A 24,212-nucleotide genomic window follows, 5' to 3' on the forward strand; every position below is an offset into this window, starting at 1 on the left:
TTTAAATCATCCGGTTTGTCGACCAAGGCATATTCAGTGTCGTAAGCCACCGTCCAAAATACATTGGCTGCAAATACAAGCCAGGCATGCAAGGGCACACTGCCCTGCACTGCTACAAAAGCCATCGGAATTGAGAAACCAAAAGCAATTCCAAGATAGGCCTGGGGCATCGGGAAAAACCGCTTGGTGAACGGGTAGCTGCCTGCCAAAAAAGCAGCAGGGATACTCATCAAAATAACCGGCCACCCCAAAGGCAAGGTAATCAACAAAGCCAAAATCGCCAAGCCAGCCGCCAGCAATAGGGCTTCCTTTTCGCCAATTCGGCCACTGGTCAAGGGTCTGTTGCGGGTTCGCTCGACATGCAAATCAATGTCGCGATCCGCGTAATCATTGATCGCGCAGCCTGCAGACCTCATCAATACGACGCCAGCGACAAATATCAAAAGCACATGCCAAGGCGGCATGCCCTCGGCCGCCATCCACAAACCCCACAGGGTCGGCCACATCAACAGCAAAATTCCGATGGGTTTATCCAGGCGCAATAACAGGTAATAATCTCGCAGACGCGCCTTGTTGAAAACGAGCATCACTTAACGCACCATTTGCGGCGCATCCAGAAACTCAACACCGTTCAGGTCGCATTCCATGATCGCATCGCGCAAGGCCTCCAAGGCCTCACGCCGTCCAAAACTTTTGCGCCACACCAGCGCAACTGTGCGACGCGTGTCATCGTCGGCCAAAGGAATGTAAGTCAACAAACTTTCTTTGGGAACGGGATTGGGTACAGAACTGGACGGTAGCACCGTGATTCCCACACCGGAAGCAACCATGTGGCGAATCGTCTCAAGCGAGCTACCCTCGAAAGTACGTTGAATGCCTTCAGACGATTGCGAAAACCGGGACAGTTCGGGGCACACACCCAACACCTGGTCCCTGAAACAGTGACCAGTGCCCAGCAACAGCATATTCTCGCTGCGCAAATCATCCGAATTAATGGTTTTCTCGTGAGCCCAGCGGTGAGACTTTGGCAGGGCCACCATGAAGGGTTCGTCGTACAGAGGCTGAATCACAAAACCGGACTCATTAATTGGCAGAGCCAAAACTGCAACATCAATTTCACCTTGTTTCAATAGCTCGAGCAGGCGTACTGTGAAATTTTCCTGCAATACCAGCGGCATCGAGGGCACGCGCTCAATCATGCTTGAAACCAGGCCTGGCAACAAATAGGGGCCAATGGTGTAAATAACACCCACACGCAGCGGACCTGCCAGCGGATCCATACCCTGCTGTGCAATGCTCTTGATTGCAGACGCCTCTTCAAGCACACGCTGCGCCTGAACCACAATGCGCTCTCCCACGGGCGTCAATGACACCTCGTTGGAACCTCTTTCAAACAAGGACACGCTAAGCTCTTCTTCAAGCTTTTTGATGGCCACAGACAAGGTGGGCTGACTGACAAAACAGGCATCCGCAGCGCGGCCAAAATGCTTTTCCCGGGCCAGGGCGACAATGTACTTCAGTTCGGTGAGGGTCATTTAATTTTGCTATCAAAACTGCGAGTGTAATTATTATTGCAAACACAGCCCCATCAAGCAACACATCTTTTGTTGAAAACCTTAAAGCCGCATGGGCAGAATCACCATTTGCTGGCCCGCACTGTGCAAACGGCGTTGAAGTTCCAATGCAGCCTGATTGTGCAACAACCGGGTCAGGATATTTTCATTTTCGAACACCAGTTTGCTGGTGAAGAAAATTGCATTGGGGTGGTTTTCGGCCACCACTTTCGCAAGGTTCGTCAACTCTTCAACTGCGTCCGTTCCGAACGACAGGTAACTCTTGGCACGCAGTCCGTGGCTACGGCAAAAATTCACAAAGTAATTCAGGGACACTGAAGCATCTACACGCATGGCTTCCAGTGCCTCGCGACCTCCATAAGCCTTGGAATCAACAGTCCGTGCGTTCATGAACACAAAATTCTGGAAGTGATTGGGAAACATACGCTGCACCCAAAGCAATGCATGTAAACCACCACCACGGCTGTTGCCCACAATAAATACCGCCGTGTTGCCTTCTGGAATCAACTCGGGCGGAGAGTGTGCGGAGCCATATTGCGCCATGGCAAATACTTCATCAATCTTCGATATTTTTTCTTTGGTTTCTCTGTAATGGTTGCGCACCCACAAGCACACCAACACCACCACAGTAGTGATCAGCATGGTGATCCAGCCACCTTGAAAAAACTGGGTAATAATTGTTCCCAACAAAATGGATGCTGAAACAACAAAACCAAGCGAGGCTGACAAAAAGCCTTTTACAAAACGTTTCTCGTGCCGGTTCTTAAGCCAATAAACGCACAGCCCCAACATGGACAGGCTAAATACAATAAACACATTGATGGAAAACAGCACCACCAACAAATCCACATTCGCGTCGCTTAGATAAATAGCCACCAAGGCCAAACCGCCCATCAGCATGATGCCGTTCTTGGTCACAAAGCGATTAGACAAGTATCGAAACTGGTGAGGCAACCATGAATCAATCGCCATGGTTGACAACACCCTTGGCCCCACAGCAAAAGCGACATGTGCAGCCAAGAGCAACACCGCTGTCTCAAGCCCCAACATCACCAGCAAACCAAAAATAACGTAGGGCCAATCCCAACCAAGGTCAGTGAACACCCTTTCAAACAGCACACCATTCAAAGCCATGGTGGGTTCAATATTGACATCCCACAGCGAATACAAGGCTGCCAGACTGGCAGCAGCAAAAGCCAATGCACATGCAACATAAGCCAGCATTTTCCTGCGGTTCTCGCTGCTCTGCCTGTAACGGCTTAACTGCACCGTATCCGAGGCGGCTTCAATGCCAGTGTAGGTGCCTCCACCCAGAAAAAATCCGCGCGCGAAAATTGCCAATACCGGCAGCCAGCCCAAGGTACTTAGGTCTGACTCGGTGGTTTCAATGCTGCGTTTAACCACCCCACCGATGTCCTGAAAGTGGTCGGAAAAACCCACAAGGATGAAGACCAAGTGGGTTAGCAGGAAAGCCACAAACAAATACTTGAAGGGTTTCAGGTTCAGATGACGCCCCTGAATATGAAAATTCATCAAGCCAACCATTAAGGCCATAGAGACCCACACCCGGTACTCATAAAAATACGGAGGTAAGAAGCTGAACATCAAATGGGTTGATGCGCTTATTCCCAAAGCCACCATCAGGACATAATCGACCAGCAATGCAGCACCTGCGATCAAACCCACCCTGGGGCCCAGCAAGTTGGTGGCCATGGCATAGCCGCCACCGCCTTTTGGAAAAAGCTCGGTGACGCGGAAATACGTGAGTGACACCAGGAGAATGGAAAGCGCTGTCAACAATCCCAAAAACAGCAGCAAATGGCGAGATTCGCCCAGTGCCTTGAATGATTCCTCAGGGCCAAAAGCCACGGAGGCCAAACCACAAGCCCCAACGGCAACCCATGCATATTTCTCGGAGAAAATGTCGTCGCGTTCGTCTGCCTCAAGAGAGGTTGACGCCGAGCGTGGCACAGCAGATTTTTGACCAAGCGAAGCGTTGGCCTTGCCTGACTTTTGGGTTTGACTCATGCGTACATTGCGGCGCAACAAACAAGTCGAGTATGGTATACCGTCCCCATGGGCAACACAATGCACCTCTCGGCGTTATCATTGCAACTGAAGCAGTTTAGATCCATTTACCCAATCATTTCCAAGACTCAAGATGACACAAGCCTCCGTTGTATCTACCCCCAAAGCCCCCGCAGCAATCGGCCCATATAGCCAAGCAATCAAGCTAGGTAATCTGGTGTTCACTTCGGGACAAATCGGCCTGAACCCTGCCACTGGCGACCTTGTAGGTCCGAGCACCGAGGAGCAGGCACGCCAGGCATTTTCCAACCTCAAGGCAGTGGCAGAAGAGGCAGGTGGCAGTCTGGCCAACGTTGTGAAATTCACCCTGTTTTTGACTGATCTCAGTGAATTCGCGCAAGTCAACGCGATCATGCAGGAATATGTGTCTGCACCCTACCCGGCCCGCTCGACCGTGGGTGTGGCGAGCCTTCCCAAAGGCGCGCGCTTTGAAGTGGAAGCCATTTTGGCCCTTTAACCGCGCAGCAAAGCCAAACACTTGACAGCAGCAGCCCCCAACCACAAACCCGGCTTCGAGGAGCTGCTGCCGCTGCCGGTAAGCATTGCCGACGCCGTGGGTAGCTTATTGACGGCCCCACATTGGATGGGGTTGGCCTTGCACCTGCCCCTTCGTTTTGAAGACAAGGCCTCGATCACGGCCATGGACTCGCTTCAGCTGGGCCAGAAAGTGAACCTGCTGGCCACTGTGGTGGGTACTGAAGTGCAGTACCACCCTCGCAAACAACTGCGGGTGTGGGTCGAAGACGGCGACACTACCCTGCTGTTACGCTGGCTTCATTTTTACCCAGGCTTGCAACAAAAACTCAGCGAAGGGACCCGAATTCAGATCAACGGCCAAATCCGTCAGGGCTATGGCACGTTCGAGATGGTGCATCCCACCGTGAAAATTGCTCCCCCCGGAACTCTGGATGCATCCATCAACCCCATAGCGCCCCCAACAAACTCGAGTTCGGTGTTGGAACCTGTTTACCCCAGCACAGGTCAGTTGAAACAAAGCGACTGGCACCGCTGGATGAAGAAACTACCGGCCGCTTGCTTCATTGATACCTTGCCCACCAACCTGTGTAAAAAACACAAATTGCTGCCATGGCCTACCGCCCTTCAAACACTACACGGCCAAGCCAAACCCGAAGAACTCTATGACCTGAATTTGCGCACTCATCCTGCCTGGACACGTGTCAAAGTGGATGAATTGCTGGCCCAGCAACTTTTGTTGCGCGAGTATCGTCAACAGCGGACCCTGGAAAAAGCCAGCCCGCTAAAAGCTGAGAAAATCACAAAAACCAGCTTGGTTTGTCAATTCATGGCACAACTGCCTTTTCAGCTGACAGGAGCACAGGAACGTGCCTGCCGTGAAATTTTCGAAGACTTGGCCCACCCCTACCCAATGCAACGTTTGCTACAAGGCGACGTGGGGAGCGGTAAAACTCTTGTAGCCGCGCTGGCCTGCTTGCGCGCCATAGAAAATGGCAAACAAGCCGCAATTTTGGCACCCACCGAAGTATTGGCAGCCCAGCACCACCATAAACTTGCGCCGCTGTTCGACGCGGTAGGCGTGCGGTGTGCAAAGCTTCAAGGGGCCATGAAAAAAAGCGAAAAAGACCGAACACTGAAAGCGCTGGCTGCCGGCGAAATCGACGTGATTATTGGCACTCACGCCTTGGTTCAAGACCATGTCCAGTTCCAGTCACTGGCACTGGTTGTGGTAGATGAGCAGCACCGCTTTGGCGTTGCCCAACGCCTGTCTCTAATCGCCAAGGCAAGCGACGGGCATTTGGCCCACCAACTCATGATGAGTGCAACGCCCATTCCACGCACACTGGCTCAAACCTATTTATCAGACCTTGCGGTGTCCAGCCTGGATGAAAAACCACCGGGCCGAAAACCCATTATCACCAAGCTACTTTCCCAGAAAAAACGGGAACAACTCATTTCTGCCATTGAAGGTGAAATAAACAAAGGACAGCAAGTGTATTGGGTGTGCCCACTGATCGAAGAAAGTGAAACACTCGACCTTCAGGCAGCACAGGCCACCTATGCCGACTTGTGCGAACAACTTCCAACACGGCGCATCGGCCTGCTTCACGGCAAGCAAGACAACAAACTCAAACAGGCCACCATGGCTGCATTTTCAGCAGGTGAACTTGATTTGCTAGTGTCCACCACAGTAATTGAAGTGGGCGTAGACGTGGGCAACGCAAGTTTAATGGTCATTGACCAGGCTGAACGTTTTGGGCTGGCTCAACTTCACCAGCTTCGTGGCCGCGTAGGGCGTGGCAGCGTGCAAAGCGTTTGCGTTCTGTTGTACGGTGGCCCCTTGTCAAACACCTCCAAACTGCGCTTGAAAGCGATGCATGAAAGCGACGATGGATTTTATTTGGCTGAAAAAGATCTGGAAATTCGGGGCCCAGGTGAGTTGCTTGGCAAGCGGCAATCTGGCTTGCCCATGATGCGCTACGCCGACCCACTGGTCGACAAAGACTTGCTGGAATTGGCGAGAACATTGGCTCAACAAATGCCGCCAGAGGCGGAGAACACTCGCCGACACGTTCAACGATGGATTGAGGAAACGCCTTGGTGGTTGAGTTGAATATCGACTAAGCAAACATTGTGTAGACCAACACTCGAATTCTCGATAATCAGGTGGATATGCAAGAAAACAAAAAGCCAGTTCTCTGAGAACTGGCTTTCTGTTTTACCCAAGTGAACGACTACAAAATGCTTATTCAGCAGCTTGCTTGTTCACACGGTTGGGCAACTTTTCCTTGATACGTGCAGACTTGCCTGAACGATCGCGCAGGTAGTACAGCTTGGCGCGGCGAACATCACCACGACGCTTCACTTCGATCTTTTCGATAGACGGTGAATAAAGCTGGAATGTACGTTCTACGCCTTCGCCAGATGAAATCTTGCGAACAATGAAGGAAGAATTCAGACCGCGGTTACGACGGGCGATCACGACACCTTCATAAGCCTGCAGACGTGAACGCGTACCTTCGATTACTCGAACGCTTACGATTACAGTGTCGCCGGGGGCAAACTCGGGAATTTCTTTACCCAAGCGAGCAATTTCTTCTTGCTCAAGTTGTTGAATCAAATTCATTGATAGCTCCAAGTCATCATTCACGGGCTTTTATGGTTCAATAAATTGAACGTGCACCGCCAGAGGATGAAAACAATAAAAAGTGTTTGCCTGTAAATTCAATACGAGCAATCCACCAACTTAACCCTTCTTGCCAGCCTTACTTGCCTTGTCATTTAAATCAAAAGCAAAGTTCTCCAGCAATTCGGGTCGAAAGCGTTTTGTGTAAGCTTTTGCCTGCTCAAAACGCCAACTTTCTATTTTCGCATGATTTCCCGACAAAAGCACGTCTGGAACTGCTTTATTATCAAAAACTTCCGGGCGCGTGTAGTGCGGACAATCCAGCAAACCCGCCTCAAATGAATCCTGGGTCGCCGACAATGCATGATTCAGCACATCAGGCAGCAAACGCACCCAGGCATCGACCAAACAAGCCACAGCCAGCTCTCCACCAGACAGCACAAAGTCGCCCAAACAGTAAGTTTGGTCGACATACTCATCGATAAAACGCTGATCTACACCCTCGTAGCGACCGCAAAGTAGAATTGCGCCCTCACCTTGATCGCTCAAAGCACGAACATTTTCTTGCTTAAGCAAAGGACCATGCGGCGTCAAAAAAACCAAGGGTGCATCGTCACCGCGCACACCACGGATCGCCGTGACACAACGCACCAAGGGTTCAGCCAGCATCACCATGCCTGGGCCACCACCATAAGGCCTGTCATCCACAGTGCGGTGCGGATCATCCGTGAAATCACGCGGGTTCCAGCAATTCAGTTCAAACAACTGCTTTTTCAAAGCCCTGCCCACGACACCCAACTCAACCAATCTCGGAAACTGGTCAGGGAAAAGGGTGATCACGTCAAAGCGAGGGCCTGACATCAGTAATCTTCCTGCCAATCCGCTTGAATTTGTTTGGCCTGCGTGTCCACATTGACAACATACGCTGCCACAAAGGGAATCAGCATTTCCTGCTCAGCGTCACTCTTGACCGACAAAATAGGATGTGCTCCATGATCAACAACCTGGGTAACGGTGCCCAATACCCTGCCCTCCAGATTCGTGACACGACACCCCACCAAGTCCACCCAATAGTACTCACCCTCCGCAGGTGCCGGAAAGCGTGCACGTGACACGTAAACCCGACGCCCCTTGAACTGGGCTGCCAGTTCGGGCTGTTCTATGCCCTCAAGATGCGCAACAATTCGACTGGAGTGTGGTTTGCTTTGCAAAACACGAAATGGCTCGAAGACGAGGTCTTCGAATTTTGGCTGTGCCGCGCGACGAACCACCGCTCCCTCGGAGGAAGGCAACCGTGACACCCACCATTGTTTGCTTTTCAGCAACACATCGGGCTCTTCAGACGAGGGCAACACATTGATCCAGCCCTTCAGGCCGTAGGGTTCACCAATTCGCCCCAGTTCTACCAAATCGTCGGGTACATTCATGCTCGGTGTCCAAAATGGGCAAATCATAAAACCAAAAACAAAAGTCCGCGAACGTATCATCCACGGACTTTGTGTAACAACCTGCCTTTTAGCTTGCGCTTGCTCCGGAACTGACCGGAGTCAATGCAACAGTATTAAGCAGCTTGCTTGGCGTTGTATTCACCAACCAGGCGCTCTACTGTAGAAGAGCATTGTGCACCAACGCTTTTCCAGTAGGTCAGGCGATCCATGGCAATGCGCAGGCCCTCAGAACCTTCCGGTGCTACAGGGTTGTAGAAACCGATACGCTCAATAAAACGGCCATCGCGACGGTTGCGTGAATCAGCAGCCACCAGGCTATAAAATGGGCGCTTTTTAGAACCACCACGTGCGAGTCGAATGACGACCATAATTTCCTCTATTAAATTAGTGCCTGCAGAACAAACTTTGGCCACTGCAAACGAATGAATCATTGGGATTTCGACACACGAAATCCGATAACCCGCTATTATAGCCAGCGTAATCCAATCTAACAAGCAGTGTTTTAAAAAATGAATGCATCACCCCAAGAACCCTTCAAATCCAAGCTTATGTTCTGCTGGCTTGCCCTGCTCACTGGTGTAATCGGTGGTCACTGGATTTACGCGGGTAAAAAACGTTTCTGGTTCTACATGCTGACATTCCCGTTATCTGCGTTTGCAGGCTGGATTGACACCATGCGCTACGGCCTGATGAAAGACGAACAATTTAATGCCCTTTTAAACCCCGAATACCCCGCCGACACTCGACAAACCACGGGTGCAGTGGTTGTTTCCGTGGCCTTGTCGCTGGCCTTTGGAATGACAGCCTTAATGGCCACCCTAGCCATGGTGTTTCAGTGGTATTTCAGCGGGATCGTGAGTTAAACATCATCGTCAAACCTGTTCGAGCAAAAAAAGCCCGCTAAAAAGCGGGCTTAACAGGGCTTGAGGAGACAGAGACACTTGCTTGGTCGCACAATGCTCGCCCCTGAGGGGAGTATGCGATTCCACAAGCAGTTGGCCTACCCTTAAAACGTGGGGGAACCCCAACGGTTTGCGAGCGACTCGGTTCAAGAGGCCGAATCAACCAACATTACTAAGTGTCAAAGCTCCCGCTTTAGTTTCATGGTTTCAAATATTTTTTAATCAAACGGCCTACGTAGCGCGCCACGCCTTCTTCTACGCTGTAAAAACTGCCGTTGTAGCCTGCGGCACGCAAGTTACTTAAATCAGCCTGGGTGTAGCTTTGATACTTGCCTTTCAGCGCATCCGGAAACTCAATGTATTCAATAAAACCACCTTTCACCGCGTCCTGCAGGCTTAGAACAGCACTACCCTGGCTTTCACGCAACGTATTCAAGGTGGTCAAAGCCACATCGTTGAATGTTTGGGCACGTCCTGTGCCCAGGTTATACACCCCTGCAGGTGCAGTGCTGGCATGCTCGAAGAAAAACATGTTCACCTTCACCACATCTTCAATCGAGACAAAATCTCGCTGCTGGCAGCCTGCCTCGTAACCACCGTAGGGGCCAAACAACTTAACCGAACCACCCTCACGAAACTGGTTAAAGTTGTGAAAAGCCACTGAAGCCATGCGCCCTTTGTGCTGCTCACGATCGCCGTACACATTGAAATACCGAAAGCCAAACACTGGCGCCTTCAAACCGATCTTCATTTGACGACGCAATACCTGATCGAACAAAAACTTGGAATAGCCATACACATTCAATGGTTTTTCAACCTCACGGCTTTCAACAAACTCCGTGCTTCCGCCATAAACGGCTGCAGATGAGGCGTACAGGAACGGAGTGCCCGTGCGTTGCGCCCATTCAAACAGGGTTTGGGTGTAACGGAAATTGTTGGCCATCATGTAGTTGCCATTGTGCTCCATCGTGTCGGAACAGGCCCCTTCATGAAAAATTGCGTCGAACTTACCGAACTCGCCACGCTCAATACGCGCAAGAAAATCAGTTTTATCCAGGTAGTCGGAGATTTCACAATCCACCAAGTTCAAAAACTTGTCGCCTTTGGTCAGGTTATCCACCGCCAATACGTCGGTAATGCCACGTTCGTTCAGGGCCTTTACCAAATTGCTGCCGATTAAACCAGCCGCACCCGTCACAATCACTTTCATGGTCGATTCCTTCAATTCAATTCTTCCGGCAATATCACTGCTGTACCTAGTTTGCCGACCACCACACCGCCTGCCTTATTGGCCAATGCCACGCTGTCGGGCAGGCTCATGCCAGAACCCACTGCACAAGCCAAGGTCGCGATCACCGTGTCACCAGCTCCCGACACATCAAATACTTCGCGAGCCTGCGCAGGCACGTGAAAACTCCCGTCAGCGGTAAACAGCGTCATGCCTTCCTCGGAACGAGTCAACAACAAAGCCCCCAACCTCAAGCGCTCACGCAGGGTTTGGGCTTTTTCAATCAACTGGGCCTCAGTTTTCCAGCTACCCATGACCTGCTTGAACTCAGACCGATTCGGTGTCAATACCGATGCGCCGGCGTATTTCGCGTAATCGTCCCCTTTGGGATCGACCAAAGTAGTTTTGCCTGCCTTTTTGCACAAAGCAATCATTTCTGCCACATGTTCCAGACTGCCTTTGCCGTAGTCTGAAAACAGCACCACATCGTGATTGGCGTACTCCTGATCAAACAACTCCATTTTGGTAGTGAGTTGCTCAGGCGAGGGGCGCTCCTCAAAATCGATTCGTACCAACTGTTGCTGACGGGCAATCACGCGCAACTTCACAGTAGTAGGAAAATTGGGGTCTTTGAGCAAACGCGAACGTACTCCACTTTTTTCAAGCAAGGCCTCAACCGTGTGGCCAGGCTCGTCATTGCCCACCACGCCCATCAAGCACAACTGCGCGCCCAAAGAACTGGCGTTAATTGCGACGTTGGCAGCACCACCCAAACGTTCGTCTTTGGTACCCACCAGCACCACAGGCACCGGAGCCTCCGGGGAAATACGCTCTACATCGCCAAACCAATAGCGATCCAGCATGACATCGCCGACCACCAGAATTTTTGCGTCTTTAAATTGAGACCTGTCGACCATTGTTCAGCCTGTTTTAATGGGTATGAGCCTGTGTATGTGCTGCCTTTTTGGCTGACACCGGGTAAAAATCAAGTTCTTCTGCACGGCGCGGCACAATTGAATCCCAATTGGCACAACCGGGGCATTGCCAGTAAAACTTTTTGGCCTGAAAACCACACGACTGGCAGCGATAGCGCTCCAGGCGCTGAGTGTGTTTGGAGATCAACTCACGCGTCAGGCGTAAGTCTTGCATTCGATCATCGTCAAGCTTGCCACGCAACTGATGCTCAAGCAATTTGTCCAGCCCCAGCAAGCTGGGACGGGCACGCACCTGCTCTCGTAGCAATTCGAATGCTGCAAATGGCCCTTTGGTCTCTTCGACGGCCTGCGCCAATACAAGCAGCAAATCAATGGAGGGGTACATGGTGCAATATTCCAGCAAAGCGGAAATACCCTCTTCTTCGCGCTCAAGTTTCTTGAACGCTGCCCACATATTTGGCCCCACCAAAGGTAAATACCAAGGATTCTGTCGCTCGGCTGCGCGCCACTGGCCAATCGCTTCCTCAAATTGGTTCTGGGTGAAATAAATATCACCTAGCAACAAAGAGGCGCGCACATTCTGTGCGTCGGTTAGCAAAGCATTTTGCAGCTCCGCTTTGGCCTTCAGCAAATCGCCCGCGTCAATAAACTGGGCAGCAAGTTCGCAGTAAAAGTGTGCAATGTCGCCGGCTGGCACCTCAGCACCATATTCACGAAGCTTGTGGGCTTGGGCAATGGCTTTGTCCCAGGCTTTTTCCAGCTCATACAACTCGAGCAACTGGCGTGACGCCTCTGCCTTCATATCTGAGCCTGACAGGCTGTGGAAAGCTTGCTCAGCGCGATCAAGAATACCGGCTCGCAGAAAATCAACCCCCAACTCATAGGTGGCCTTTTCCCGATCTGCCAACGTAATTTGTTCACGTGTTGTCAAAAACTGATGCACCCGAATTGCGCGATCAATTTCACCTTTTTTTCGAAACAGACTGGCCAACGCAAAATGCAATTCAACAGTGTGGGTGTCGATCGCAGCCACCTCCAGAAAAGCATCAATCGCTTTGTCCGGCTGCTCACTCAACAGGAAATTAACGCCCTTAAAATACGAGGCTGGCAGTTGACCGCGCACGGATGCATCTGATCGCTTTTCAAGGCGCGCGGCCATCCATCCCAAGCTGAATATCAGTGGGATAAGGACCAACCACCAAGTTTCAAATTCCATGACTTGGGCCTATCGGCAAAGCTGGCATCGGTTCTTCAACAACAACTGGAGTGTTGCCCTGTGCTTTGAGTTGGCTCAACTCGCGCTCGAGACGTTCCGCATTTTTGGAAGCCACAGAAGCAGCTCGCTTGGCCTTCAGCCAGGACGGTAACAAGGAAATCCATGCGAAAACGGCTCCCAACAGCAAGGCCAGCAACAAAGCCACCACCAACTGAACCTGAATTTCAAGCCCTGGCAACCACTTGACGGTGACTAAATCTGTGTTTCGAATGGAAAAGGTGAGAACAACAAGGAAAAGTGCAAGTCGCACTACCCAGGCAAGTATTTTCAAGGTGGTCCCCTGTTTGTAGTTGGATCAACGCCGATTCATTCATCGGCGTGATGACTCAGGCTTCACCGAAGAACGATCGAATTAACTCTCTTTCTTGGAGTATAAATCAACTCGCTCGCGTAGCTCTTTGCCGGGCTTAAAGTGAGGCACGCGCTTTTCAGGCACAACCACTTGTTCGCCGGATTTTGGATTGCGACCCACACGCTGGGGGCGACGGGTCAGAGAGAAACTACCGAACCCACGGATCTCAATGCGCTGACCTTCGGCCAAGGCTTGAGTCATGGAATCGAGAATGCTTTTGACAGCGAAATCCGTGTCGCGCACAGGCAACTTGGGAAAACGCTTGACCAGCTGATTGATGAGTTCTGATTTAGTCATTGTTCTTAAAATAAAAAGGCGCTTCCCGAATGGGAAGCGCCACTTCTACAGACTGATTACTGGTTATTACCCAGTTTTGCTTTCAACAGCGCGCCCAAGCTGGTGGTACCAGCAGAGCCAGCGCTTTCTTCAGAGATCTTCTTCATCGCTTCGTCAGTGTCAACCTGGTCTTTGGCCTTGATGGACAAAGCGATTGAACGGGCCTTGCGGTCCACGTTAATCACCATGGCTGTCACAGCGTCGCCTTCCTTGTATGCATTGCGAGCATCTTCAACGCGATCGTTGGAGATTTCGGAAGCACGCAGGTAACCCTCGATGTCATCGCCCAGATCAACTACAACACCCTTGGCGTCCACAGACTTCACGGTGCCGTTGACCATGCTGCCACGGTCATTGGTGGAAGCGAATACAGTGAATGGGTCGCCAGACAACTGTTTGATACCCAAGCTGATGCGCTCGCGCTCTGTGTCGATGGCCAATACCAAGGCCTCAACTTCGTCGCCTTTCTTGAAACGACGCACGGCTTCTTCACCGGTTTCGTTCCATGACAGGTCCGACAGGTGTACCAGACCGTCGATGCCACCAGGCAAGCCGATGAACACGCCGAAGTCAGTGATTGACTTGATTGCGCCAGACACCTTGTCGCCTTTCTTGAAGCTGGTAGAGAACTCTTCCCAAGGGTTGGCTGCACATTGCTTCATGCCCAGGCTGATACGGCGACGCTCTTCGTCGATTTCCAGAACCATGACTTCCACTTCGTCGCCCAAAGTAACCACTTTCTTGGGATCGACGTTCTTGTTGGTCCAGTCCATTTCTGACACGTGTACCAGGCCTTCGATACCTTGCTCTACTTCAACAAATGCGCCGTAGTCAGTGATGTTGGTAACCTTTCCGAACAAGCGTGTGTCGGCTGGGTAGCGACGTGACAAACCGACCCATGGGTCTTCGCCAAGCTGCTTCACGCCCAAGGACACACGGTTCTTTTCCTGGTCGAACTTCAATACTTTTGCTTCGATTTCTTCGCCAACTGTCAGCACTTCTGACGGGTGACGTACACGACGCCATGCCAGGTCGGTGATGTGCAGCAGGCCGTCGATACCGCCCAAATCCACGAAAGCGCCGTAGTCGGTGATGTTCTTGACGATGCCCTTGACCACAGAACCTTCCTGCAGGTTGGATAGGAGCTTTTCACGCTCTTCACCCATGGTGGCCTCAACCACTGCACGGCGTGACAACACAACGTTGTTGCGCTTGCGATCGAGCTTGATCACCTTGAATTCGAGGGTCTTGCCTTCGAATGGTGTGGTGTCTTTCACGGGGCGCACATCTACCAGTGAACCTGGCAGGAAAGCGCGAATGCTGTTGACCATCACAGTCAAGCCACCCTTCACCTTGCCGGTGATGGTACCTGTAACCAGCTCGCCTGATTCCAGGGCTTGTTCCAGGCTCAGCCATGCGGACAGACGCTTGGCCTTGTCGCGTGACAGCAACGTTTCACCGTAGCCGTTTTCAAGGGCTTCGATGGCCACGGAGATGAAGTCACCGTCGTTGACTTCGATGTTGCCGTGGTCGTCTTTGAATTCTTCGAGAGGAATGTAGCTTTCGGATTTCAGCCCGGCGTTCACAACAACGTAGTTGTAATCAACACGAACAACTTCGGCTGTGATCACTTCACCTGCGCGCATTTCTTTGCGATTCAGGCTTTCTTCAAACATAGCTGCAAAGCTATCTGGGGCTTGGGTAATTTCAGTTGTGGTCATAAATTTGAGATTTAACACGCCACTGCGGGAGGCAAGGCGGAGTTCAAAAACGCATTTTTCGGGATTGAAAAATACGGCGTTTTATTCAGCGTTCTCAAACCTGCTTAAAAAACGGGCAAAGTTCACCAAATAAGGGATGAGAGTGTATCAAGAAAGTCTTTGTTGATCAAGCGTTTAAATGCGCTCTTTGGCCCAGTTGTGGATGGTTTGAAGCACCTGCTCGATTGGCATGGCAGAGCAATCGAGCACCAGCGCATCATCGCATGGCTTCAACGGCGCCACTGCGCGCTCTGAGTCCCGTTTGTCGCGAGCCATCAGGTCACTGAATATGGCTTGAAAGTCCGCCTGTTGGCCGCGTGCCTCGATTTGCTTCACGCGGCGTTCAGCACGCACTTGTGCGCTCGCAGTCAGGAATACTTTCAATACTGAATCGGGAAATACGACTGAGCCCATGTCCCGACCATCGGCGACGAGACCCGGGACTTGACGAAAGTCCCTTTGCCGCTGAAGCAGGCCAGCACGAACTTCCGGTACAACAGCGAGGCGGGACGCCATGACACCGGCAGCTTCTGTCCTGATGATTTCAGAGACATCTACGCTGTCAAGCAGCACCTGAGTGCCCTGAAAATGCACCGGCAAATTGGCGGCCATGGAAATGATCCGCTCAAGATCAGATTGAACATCTGGATTCAAACCCGCCTGATCCACAGCCACAGCCAACACTCGGTAAATTGCGCCGCTGTCCAGATAGTGAAAGCCGAGCTTTTCCGCCACCAAGGCCGCCACAGTCCCCTTGCCCGAGGCGGTGGGGCCGTCGATCGCGATGACAGGGCAGTTGGGGATGTTCATTGACCTTAACCCTTGCGCACCGATTGAACCTGCATTCCCAGCGAGTTGGCCAGGGCCACAAAACCGGGGAATGAGGTATCTACAGTTTGAGCGCCATGAATGACCATGGTCCCCTCGGCCCGAATGGCTGCAACACTGAAAGACATGGCAATTCGGTGATCGCCCTGTGATTCAATGCTGGTGGCTTTGTATCGTGTGCCGCCAATGTGCCCCAGGCCCTGAATGATCATGCCGTCCTCGGTGGGCTCGGCATCAATACCGCACTTTTGAAGACCGTGCGCCATCACGGCAATGCGATCTGATTCCTTCACCCGCAATTCTTCAGCACCGGTCAATATGGTGCGCCCTGTGGCATTGGCTGCCGCCACGAACAACACTGGAAATTCATCAATCGCCAAAGGCACAAGGTGCTCTGGAATTTCAATACCTTTTAGGGCTGCGCTGCGAACTCGCACGTCTGCGACGGGCTCACCGCCCACCTCGGCATGATTGCTCAGTTCGATGTTGGCCCCCATCAGCTTCAGGATATCGATTACACCGGTGCGGGTCGGATTCAAACCGACATGCTTCAACGTAATGTCCGCCTGTGGTGCAATCGAGGCGGCCACCATGAAAAATGCAGCTGACGAGATGTCGGATGGCACATCAATTTTGGTGGCTTTCAAGGTTTGACCACCCTTCACACTGGCTTTGGCGCCATTGGTAATAACTTCAACACCAAAGCCGCGCAACATGCGCTCAGTGTGATCACGGGTAACAGCAGGTTCGGTGACGGTGGTTGTGCCGTCGGCATACAAACCGGCCAGAAGTACGCAAGACTTCACTTGTGCCGAAGCCATGGGCAACACGTAATCAATCGCCTTCAAAGTGGTGCGACCGTGAATATGCAGGGGTGGGCGACCACCCTCTTGTGCTTCAATTCGCGCGCCCATGAGCACCAAGGGATCAATGACCCGCTTCATCGGGCGCTTGCCCAAGCTTGAGTCGCCGGTCAGCATGCAATCGAAATCCTGCCCTGCAAGGAGCCCCGACATCAGGCGCATTGAAGTGCCAGAGTTGCCGCAGTCGAGCACCTGTCGTGGTGCCTTCAAACCATGCATGCCCACGCCATGCACCTTGACTTTGCCCCGGTCCGGGCCCTCAATTTGAACCCCCAAGGCACGAAACGCATTCATGGTCGCAAGTGCATCTTCACCTTCGAGAAAGCCCTCCACCTCGGTGATGCCCTCGGCAATTGAACCCATCATGATTGAGCGATGGGAAATTGACTTGTCGCCAGGCACGCGAGCCGAGCCGGACATGCTATCCGTGCTGCTGGCGTGAAACTCGATCAAATTCAGATCTGACATAGCAAAATATCCGTTGAATAATTGGACTGACTTAATTCTGTTTCCAGTGACTGCGGTATTCAGATGCCTGAGCAAGAATACGTTCCAGTGTGGCTCGATCATTGCCCTCAATCGCCTTGCGAAGGCTGGCAATATTAGACTCAAAACCACTCAACATACTCAACAAGGCAGCGCTGTTGTTCTGGAATATGTCGGCCCACATTTCAGGTGAACTGGCGGCAATGCGGGTGAAATCCCTGTAGCCGGCACCGCCCTCTTTCATGAATTCCGCACCTTTGGGGTGCCCCAAAACACTGGCCACATAGCTGAATGCCAACAGGTGCGGCAAGTGGCTGACCGCGCCAAACATTTCGTCGTGATCCATGGCATTCATGGTGCTTAACTTGGCACCAATGGCCGCCCAGAAGTTTTCGACTTTTTTCAGACCCGCCGGGTTGGTTTGTGGCAAGGGGCACAGCACGCAATTGCGCCCCTCAAACAGATCGGCAACTGCTGCGGCGGGGCCATGCGATTCACCACCGGCAATAGGGTGTGCCAAAACGAATCGTGCCTTCAAACCAGGAAATTGTGGCTCGAGTTCATCCAGCATGACAGCCACATCCGACTTGGTGCTGCCTGCATCGAAGATCAGGCAATTGGGCGGCAAAGAAGGTAAAAACTGGGTCAACACTTGCTTGTACTGACGAACCGGGATGGACAAAACCACCACATCGACATTGCGCACATTGGAGTCGCCTGGACCTGCGATGCACTCATCAACAATACCCAAGCGAAGCGCTTCATGGGCAGTTTCAAGTTTGCGGGAATAACCCAGCACATGGCCAACCAGCCCTTTTTTCTTCGCAGCGAGACAAATGGAGCCGCCGATCAGCCCCACGCCGATGGCGAGCATTCGATTAAAGATTGCGCCCTTGGCCATCACGGCGCCTGCAGCGTGGCCAGCGCTTTGGGCAAAGCCACCAAAAAGGCTTCGTTTTCATGCGGCAGGCCAATCGACACGCGCAACCACTGAGGCAAGCCGTAGCCGTTTACCGGGCGAACAATCACCCCCAAACGCTGCAAGGCATCGAATACCTTCATGCCCGCGTCGTCCGTGTTTCCAGCCTTGAACAACACAAAATTGCCGTAGGAAGGGACATATTCAAGACCGAGAAACTTCAGACCGCCCTCAATCTGCTCAAGACCTTTCAAGTTGACTTCGTAGGTTTGTTGCAGGAATTCGACGTCGTCAATTGCAGCTTCGGCTGCCGCAAGTGCCAAAGAATTCACATTGAAAGGCTGACGAACCCGGTTCATAAGGTCTGCCACTTCAACACCGGACACTGCATAGCCCACACGCAAACCAGCCAAGCCATAAGCCTTGGAGAAACTGCGCGACACCAGCAAATTGGGGAATTGTGCGACCCACTGCGTGGAATCGTACTGGTCCTCAGGTTTCAGGAATTCGTTGTAGGCCTCATCAAGCACCACCAACACATTCGAAGGGACCTGCTTCAGAAAATCCAACAGTTTTTTCTGCGGCAGAAAAGTACCTGTCGGGTTGTTGGGGTTGGCGATGAACACTACATGCGTTTGAGAATCGATGGACTTCAAAAACCCATCTAGATCGTGAGTAAAGCAAACCGCAGGCACTACCTTGGACTGCGCACCGCATCCCTGTGTAGCCAAGGGGTAAACCGCAAAGGCGTACTGCGAAAATACGGCATTGGTCCCTTGCGTCAGAAAAGCTTTTGCCGCCAATTCCAGTACGTCGTTGGAACCATTGCCCAAGGTTATTTGCTCAGGTTTTACACCGTGACGAGCAGCCAGTTTGGCCTTCAAGGAAAAACCGTTCGCGTCCGGGTAACGGCCCAAATCGGTCGCAGCCTGCGCAATCGCAGCCTTGGCTTTTTCACCCAGCCCCAAGGGATTTTCATTGGAGGCCAGCTTGACCACTGTATTGGGGTCGAGACCCAGTTCTCGAACCACGTCAGACACCGGTTTACCGGCCTTGTAAGGGGCAATGGCACGAATGAATTGAGGGGCTTGCTCGGTCAGTTTTTGCATGGTGCTGCTTTCAGTTGCGTTGTGCTGCCGGGTACGAACCCAGCACTTTCAAAAAGGATGCGCTTTTTCTCAGTTGCTCCAAAGCTTTGGCCACTGCTGGCTCGCTTTGATGGCCTTGCAAATCTATGAAAAAATAATATTCCCAGCGTCCATTGCGGGCGGGTCTAGACTCCAGCCGGGTCATTGACACATTCTCGGCGTTAAAGGGTTCCAGCATTTTGTACACTGCACCCGGCTGATTGGGCACGGATGCAACCAAGCTTGTTTTATCCACCCCGGAAGGCCCTGTTAATTGATTGCCCAAAACCAGGAAACGAGTGGTGTTGTGGGCATCGTCTTGAATATGTTCCTGAAATGCTTTCAAGCCATAACGCTCTCGCGCGGCCTGGCCTGCAATGGCTGCCACTTTTGCGTTTTCACTGGCCATTTGGGCAGCAACACCGTTGCTGGCTACGGTTTCCTGTTGAATGTGAGGCGCATACTGCGAAAGCCACCCACGGCACTGTGCCAAGGCTTGCGGGTGGGCACATATTTTTTCAATGCCGTCCAGCGATCCGGTTTGACACAGCAATTGGTGATGGATAGCCAACTGAACTTCGCCACACACCAAAGCGCTTGACTCAACCAAGGCGTCCAGCGTGCGGGCAATCGACCCCTCTGTCGAATTCTCAACTGGCACCACAGCAAAATCGACCTGCTGAGCCTGTAACTGTCGAAAAGCCTCTTCAATGGTTTCTACGGGTTCGGCCTGAACGCAGTGTCCAAAGAACGACCAAACCGCCTGTTCGCTGTAAGTACCTAAAGGCCCCAGAAAAGCCACGTGTACCTCGCGCTCCAGAGAGCGGCAAGCCGACATGATTTCCTTGAACAAGGTGTGAATGTGTTGTGAACTCAGAGGCCCAGTGTTGGCGGTATTTAGTTTGTCGAGCACCTGCGCTTCACGTTCGGGGCGCATAACGGGGGCATCGGTTTTCGCCTTCACATGACCAATCGACTGAGCGAGGCTTGCTCTTTTGTTGAGCAAAATCAACATTTGCTGGTCAATATCATCGATTTGATCGCGAAATTTCAACAACTCCGCATTGATATCAGGCGTAGTCATCAAGCCTCCGTCTTCTCGAATTCGCGCATGAACTCAGCCAACGCCTTAACCCCTTCCAGAGGCATGGCATTGTAAATAGACGCGCGCATGCCACCCACCGATTTATGTCCTTTCAACTGCACCAGACCACGCTCTGCGGCAAGGCTGAGAAATTTTCCGTTCAACGTCTCGTCGGCCAGCGTGAAAGGTACATTCATGCGAGAACGGTCAGAAATTCGAACCGGGCAGTTGTAAAGCGCACTGCTGTCAATCGTGTTGTACAACAAGGCCGCTTTTTCTTGTGCCTGGGCTTGCGCCCAAGGCACACCACCCTTCTCAATCAACCATTCAAACACCAAGCCAGCGATATAAATAGAATACGTTGGCGGCGTGTTGTACATGGAACCGTTTTCAGCCACGGTACCGAATTCAAACGCGGACGGACAGATTGGCAAAGCCCGATTAAGCAGTTCTTTGTCGATCACTACAATGGTGACGCCAGCGGGGCCCACATTCTTTTGTGCTCCGCCATAAATCAAACCGTATTTGGCCACATCGAGCGTTTTCGACAGAATATTTGATGACATGTCCGCAACCACAGGACAATCCAGTTGGCTGGCAAGTGACTCAATTTGCCCATTGAACTCGACGCCACTGATTGTTTCGTTGTCGCAATAATGCAAATAGGCCATTTGTTGGCCATTCACGCGGTCAAGCAATGAAGCACACTCAGGAACGTAGCAAGCGGCCGCGGTGTCGGTCAGTGCATTTGCGTTGTCGAGCACCACACGGGCCAATCCGTACTTTGAAAACTCCTTGGTAGTCTTTTTCGACCATGCACCGGTATTGACGAATGCAGCCTGCTCAAAACCTTGAAGCAAATTCATTGGCACAATTGCATTCATGCCAACAGCGCCACCCTGCATGAACAACACATCATGTGTATCCGGCACGTTCAACAACTTGCGAAAGTCACTGCGGGTTCTGTCGAAAATACTGGTGTATTCAGGACTGCGATGGCTCATCTCCATCACTGACAAACCCTTGCCCTGCCAATCCAGCATTTCCTCCGCAGCCTTGCGCAAGACTGGCTCAGGCAAAGCTGCCGGACCCGCAGAAAAATTCCAAACTCTAGACATGCTCGCCCTGTGCAATCAACCGTTCAAATCATTTTCGACTTATTCATCAGCTTGTGCCGAGTCACCGTTTTCGTCAGTTTCCCCAAGGTCTTCAGCATCGGACTCCACGATGCGCTGCAAGCCCGAAAGCCATGTACCTTCATCCACGCTGATCAATGTGACGCCTTGTGTTGCGCGCCCCATTTCACGGATCTCGGACACGCGCGTGCGAACTAGCACACCACCCGTGGTAATCAACATGATTTCGTCTGTTGGATTCACCAGCACTGCGGATACAACCTTGCCATTACGCTCAGAAGTTTGAATGGCGATCATGCCTTTGGTACCGCGGCCGTGTCGGGTGTACTCGGAGACAGGCGTGCGCTTTCCAAAACCATTCTCGGTAGCGGTCAACACGGATTGTTGTTCACTTTCTGCCACCAACATGGCGATAACTCGCTGGCCTTCTTCGAGGTTCATGCCGCGAACACCACGTGCATTGCGGCCCATGGCGCGCACATCGTTTTCATCGAAACGCACCGCCTTGCCGGAATCACTGAACAACATCACGTCATTGGTGCCGTTGGTCATGGCTGCACCAATCAGGAAGTCACCTTCATCCAAATTCACCGCAATAATGCCGCGCTTCATGGGACGGGAAAAATCGCTGAGTTTGGACTTCTTGACAGTGCCCAGGCTGGTGGCCATGAAGACATATTTGTCTTCGTCTTCAAAACTTTTCACTGGCAACACAGCCGTGATTTTTTCGCCTTCCGCCAAGGGGAACATGTTGATGATGGGACGACCACGCGAGGTGCGAGAACCCTGCGGTACCTCATACACCTTCAGCCAATAAACACGGCCTGCATTTGAAAAATACAAAATCGTGTCGTGCGTGTTGGCCACGAACAGGTAGTCAATCCAGTCATCTTCTTTGGTTGTGGCCGCCTGCTTGCCGCGACCACCGCGTTTTTGCGCACGGTATTCGGTCAATGGCTGGCTCTTGATGTAGCCAGAGTGTGAGAGTGTCACTACCATGTCCTGCGGTGTGATCAGGTCTTCGGTACCCAGTTCGGTGGCATTGAATTCAATCATCGAGCGACGCTCATCTGCAAACTCGTTGCCAATCGACGTCAGCTCATCTTTGATAATCTGATTAATACGCTCGGGTTTAGACAAAATATCGAGCAAATCAGCGATTTGATCGATTACTTCCTTGTATTCATTCAAGATTTTGTCTTGTTCAAGACCGGTCAAGCGCTGCAGGCGCATGTTCAGGATTTCCTGAGCCTGCACTTCGCTCAAGCGGTACATACCGTCGTCCTGTAGACCCAGACGGGCTGGCAATCCCTCGGGGCGGAAAGCTTTGGCGCCACCGGAATCGCCCAGCTCTGTGCGCGACAGCATTTCGCGAACAATCGAGGAGTCCCAGCTTTTTGCAACCAGATCGGCTTTCGCCACAGGCGGCGTGGGCGCGGCCTTGATGATTGCAATGAATTCATCAATATTGGCCAAGGCCACGGCCAGGCCTTCCAGCACATGGCCGCGATCCCTGGCTTTGCGTAGTTCAAACACGGTGCGGCGGGTGATTACCTCGCGGCGATGGCGCAGGAAATAGAAAATCAGGTCACGCAAGTTCAACAATCGAGGCTGGCCATCGACCAGCGCAACCATGTTGATGCCGAATGTATCTTGAAGCTGTGTATTTTTGTACAGGTTATTCAGAATGACTTCGGGTACTTCCCCACGTTTCAATTCGATCACGACGCGAATACCGTCTTTGTCGGATTCGTCACGAATGTCGGAAATACCCTCAATTTTCTTTTCTGAGACCAGCTCGGCAATGCGCTCAAGCAAGGTTTTCTTGTTCACCTGGTACGGCAATTCGTCCACGATAATAGACTGGCGACCGCCTTTGTCCATGTCTTCGAAGTGGGTTTTCGCACGCATCACCACACGGCCTCGGCCGGTGCGGTATCCCTCTCGCACACCCTGGATGCCGTAAATAATGCCGGCTGTCGGAAAATCGGGGGCGGGGATCAATTCGATCAGATCATCGACAGTACATTCAGGCGCATCAATCGCGTAAAGGCAGGCAGCAACCACTTCTTTCAGGTTGTGCGGGGGCATGTTGGTGGCCATACCCACAGCAATGCCTGATGAGCCGTTGACCAGCAAGTTCGGCAAGCGGGCTGGCAACACCTTGGGCTCACGCTCACTGCCGTCGTAGTTGGGTCCAAAGTCAACGGTTTCCTTGTCGATGTCCAGCAGCATTTCTTGGGCAATCTTGGCAAGACGAATTTCGGTGTAACGCATGGCCGCTGCGTTGTCACCGTCGATTGAGCCGAAGTTACCCTGGCCATCGACCAGCATGTAACGCAACGAGAAATCCTGAGCCATACGCACAATCGTGTCGTACACCGCGGAATCACCGTGTGGGTGGTACTTACCGATTACGTCACCGACAATACGGGCAGACTTCTTGTAGGCACGGTTCCAGTCGTTGTTCAACTCATGCATGGCAAACAGCACACGGCGGTGCACTGGCTTAAGGCCGTCACGCACATCCGGCAAGGCTCGACCCACAATTACGCTCATGGCGTAATCGAGATAAGACCTGCGCATCTCCTCTTCAAGGCTGATAGGGAGCGTTTCTTTTGCGAATGAATCCATGTTTCTTCTTGTGTTGAATTATTTGACTGAAGGAATAACAATTCAGGACGCTGCCATTCACGGCGGCGTCACATCCCTGGCGCTACACTTGCAAGCTTTCGATTGTATCAGCCAAAATCGCTGAAACTGGGCG

At 52.1% G+C, this 24,212-nt stretch carries 23 protein-coding genes; 3 read left to right on the top strand and 20 right to left on the bottom strand.

The annotated features are described in order from the left end of the window. From LMED105_RS14465 to LMED105_RS14475, 3 genes are all read right to left on the bottom strand, one after another. On the bottom strand, positions 1-587 hold a 587-nt coding region (locus LMED105_RS14465), incomplete at its 3' end, for a UbiA family prenyltransferase (RefSeq protein WP_008252688.1). 3 nt (positions 588-590) lie between these two features. After that, positions 591-1,535 carry a LysR substrate-binding domain-containing protein gene (locus LMED105_RS14470; protein WP_008252690.1) on the bottom strand — a complete coding sequence of 315 codons (945 nt, stop codon included), beginning with the start codon at positions 1,533-1,535 and terminating at the stop codon, positions 591-593. A gap of 81 nt (positions 1,536-1,616) precedes the next feature. After that, complete coding sequence (locus tag LMED105_RS14475; protein WP_008252708.1) at positions 1,617-3,602, bottom strand: APC family permease; 1,986 nt, start codon at positions 3,600-3,602, stop codon at positions 1,617-1,619. Positions 3,603-3,735: 133 nt separating this feature from the next. Between LMED105_RS14475 and LMED105_RS14480 the strand changes: the two genes are divergently transcribed. Together LMED105_RS14480 and recG are read left to right on the top strand one after the other, a co-directional pair. Beyond that, positions 3,736-4,119, top strand: a complete 384-nt coding sequence (locus LMED105_RS14480; RefSeq protein WP_008252709.1) for a RidA family protein — start codon at positions 3,736-3,738, stop codon at positions 4,117-4,119. A 21-nt stretch (positions 4,120-4,140) separates the two neighbouring features. Further along, a complete protein-coding gene (gene recG, locus LMED105_RS14485) occupies positions 4,141-6,252 on the top strand; it encodes an ATP-dependent DNA helicase RecG (protein WP_008252733.1) in 2,112 nt (703 codons plus the stop codon). Positions 6,253-6,384: 132 nt separating this feature from the next. Here recG and rplS read toward each other — a convergent pair whose 3' ends face one another. The 4 genes from rplS to rpsP all read right to left on the bottom strand — a co-directional run bounded on the left by rplS (position 6,385) and on the right by rpsP (position 8,581). Continuing rightward, positions 6,385-6,765: a 50S ribosomal protein L19 gene (gene rplS / locus LMED105_RS14490; protein WP_008252734.1), complete on the bottom strand. Its 381-nt coding sequence runs from the start codon at positions 6,763-6,765 to the stop codon at positions 6,385-6,387. Positions 6,766-6,885: 120 nt separating this feature from the next. After that, entirely contained in the window at positions 6,886-7,626 is a 741-nt protein-coding gene (gene trmD, locus LMED105_RS14495; RefSeq protein ID WP_008252735.1) for a tRNA (guanosine(37)-N1)-methyltransferase TrmD, read from the bottom strand. After that, entirely contained in the window at positions 7,626-8,192 is a 567-nt protein-coding gene (rimM, locus tag LMED105_RS14500) for a ribosome maturation factor RimM (RefSeq protein ID WP_008252738.1), read from the bottom strand. The genes trmD and rimM overlap by 1 nt, the downstream gene beginning before the upstream one ends. A gap of 134 nt (positions 8,193-8,326) precedes the next feature. Then, positions 8,327-8,581, bottom strand: coding sequence for a 30S ribosomal protein S16 (gene rpsP / locus LMED105_RS14505; RefSeq protein ID WP_008252743.1), 255 nt, complete (start codon positions 8,579-8,581; stop codon positions 8,327-8,329). A gap of 141 nt (positions 8,582-8,722) precedes the next feature. Between rpsP and LMED105_RS14510 the strand changes: the two genes are divergently transcribed. Continuing rightward, entirely contained in the window at positions 8,723-9,076 is a 354-nt protein-coding gene (locus LMED105_RS14510; RefSeq protein WP_008252744.1) for a TM2 domain-containing protein, read from the top strand. A 238-nt stretch (positions 9,077-9,314) separates the two neighbouring features. On the opposite strand, the gene rfaD is transcribed toward LMED105_RS14510, so the two are convergent. The 13 genes from rfaD to gyrA form a co-directional block, all read right to left on the bottom strand. After that, positions 9,315-10,325 carry an ADP-glyceromanno-heptose 6-epimerase gene (gene rfaD, locus LMED105_RS14515; protein ID WP_008252745.1) on the bottom strand — a complete coding sequence of 337 codons (1,011 nt, stop codon included), beginning with the start codon at positions 10,323-10,325 and terminating at the stop codon, positions 9,315-9,317. A gap of 11 nt (positions 10,326-10,336) precedes the next feature. Continuing rightward, positions 10,337-11,260, bottom strand: coding sequence for a D-glycero-beta-D-manno-heptose-7-phosphate kinase (gene rfaE1, locus LMED105_RS14520; protein WP_008252746.1), 924 nt, complete (start codon positions 11,258-11,260; stop codon positions 10,337-10,339). Between the two features lie 13 nt (positions 11,261-11,273). Next, on the bottom strand, positions 11,274-12,494 hold the full coding sequence (gene lapB, locus LMED105_RS14525; protein ID WP_008252747.1) for a lipopolysaccharide assembly protein LapB: 1,221 nt from the start codon (positions 12,492-12,494) through the stop codon (positions 11,274-11,276). Then, complete coding sequence (locus LMED105_RS16550; RefSeq protein WP_008252748.1) at positions 12,484-12,825, bottom strand: lipopolysaccharide assembly protein LapA domain-containing protein; 342 nt, start codon at positions 12,823-12,825, stop codon at positions 12,484-12,486. The genes lapB and LMED105_RS16550 overlap by 11 nt, the downstream gene beginning before the upstream one ends. An 81-nt stretch (positions 12,826-12,906) precedes the next feature. Further along, positions 12,907-13,203, bottom strand: a complete 297-nt coding sequence (locus LMED105_RS14535; RefSeq protein ID WP_008252749.1) for an integration host factor subunit beta — start codon at positions 13,201-13,203, stop codon at positions 12,907-12,909. Positions 13,204-13,259: 56 nt separating this feature from the next. Then, positions 13,260-14,963, bottom strand: a complete 1,704-nt coding sequence (rpsA, locus tag LMED105_RS14540) for a 30S ribosomal protein S1 (RefSeq protein ID WP_008252750.1) — start codon at positions 14,961-14,963, stop codon at positions 13,260-13,262. A 174-nt stretch (positions 14,964-15,137) separates the two neighbouring features. Next, positions 15,138-15,812, bottom strand: coding sequence for a (d)CMP kinase (cmk, locus tag LMED105_RS14545; protein ID WP_008252751.1), 675 nt, complete (start codon positions 15,810-15,812; stop codon positions 15,138-15,140). A 5-nt stretch (positions 15,813-15,817) separates the two neighbouring features. Then, positions 15,818-17,161: a 3-phosphoshikimate 1-carboxyvinyltransferase gene (gene aroA, locus LMED105_RS14550; protein ID WP_008252753.1), complete on the bottom strand. Its 1,344-nt coding sequence runs from the start codon at positions 17,159-17,161 to the stop codon at positions 15,818-15,820. Positions 17,162-17,192: 31 nt separating this feature from the next. Further along, positions 17,193-18,080, bottom strand: coding sequence for a prephenate dehydrogenase/arogenate dehydrogenase family protein (locus tag LMED105_RS14555; protein ID WP_008252754.1), 888 nt, complete (start codon positions 18,078-18,080; stop codon positions 17,193-17,195). Next, a complete protein-coding gene (gene hisC / locus LMED105_RS14560) occupies positions 18,080-19,207 on the bottom strand; it encodes a histidinol-phosphate transaminase (protein ID WP_008252755.1) in 1,128 nt (375 codons plus the stop codon). The genes LMED105_RS14555 and hisC overlap by 1 nt, the downstream gene beginning before the upstream one ends. Before the next feature lie 10 nt (positions 19,208-19,217). Continuing rightward, entirely contained in the window at positions 19,218-20,309 is a 1,092-nt protein-coding gene (gene pheA, locus LMED105_RS14565; RefSeq protein WP_008252756.1) for a prephenate dehydratase, read from the bottom strand. After that, positions 20,309-21,427, bottom strand: coding sequence for a 3-phosphoserine/phosphohydroxythreonine transaminase (serC, locus tag LMED105_RS14570; RefSeq protein WP_040513659.1), 1,119 nt, complete (start codon positions 21,425-21,427; stop codon positions 20,309-20,311). Before serC ends, pheA begins: the two co-directional genes overlap by 1 nt. A 39-nt stretch (positions 21,428-21,466) precedes the next feature. Beyond that, positions 21,467-24,079, bottom strand: coding sequence for a DNA gyrase subunit A (gene gyrA, locus LMED105_RS14575; protein ID WP_008252758.1), 2,613 nt, complete (start codon positions 24,077-24,079; stop codon positions 21,467-21,469). Positions 24,080-24,212: the final 133 nt, after the last annotated feature.

Origin of the sequence: Limnobacter sp. MED105 (assembly GCF_000170915.1) — a bacterium.
In the GTDB taxonomy this organism is placed as follows: Bacteria; Pseudomonadota; Gammaproteobacteria; order Burkholderiales; family Burkholderiaceae_B; genus Limnobacter.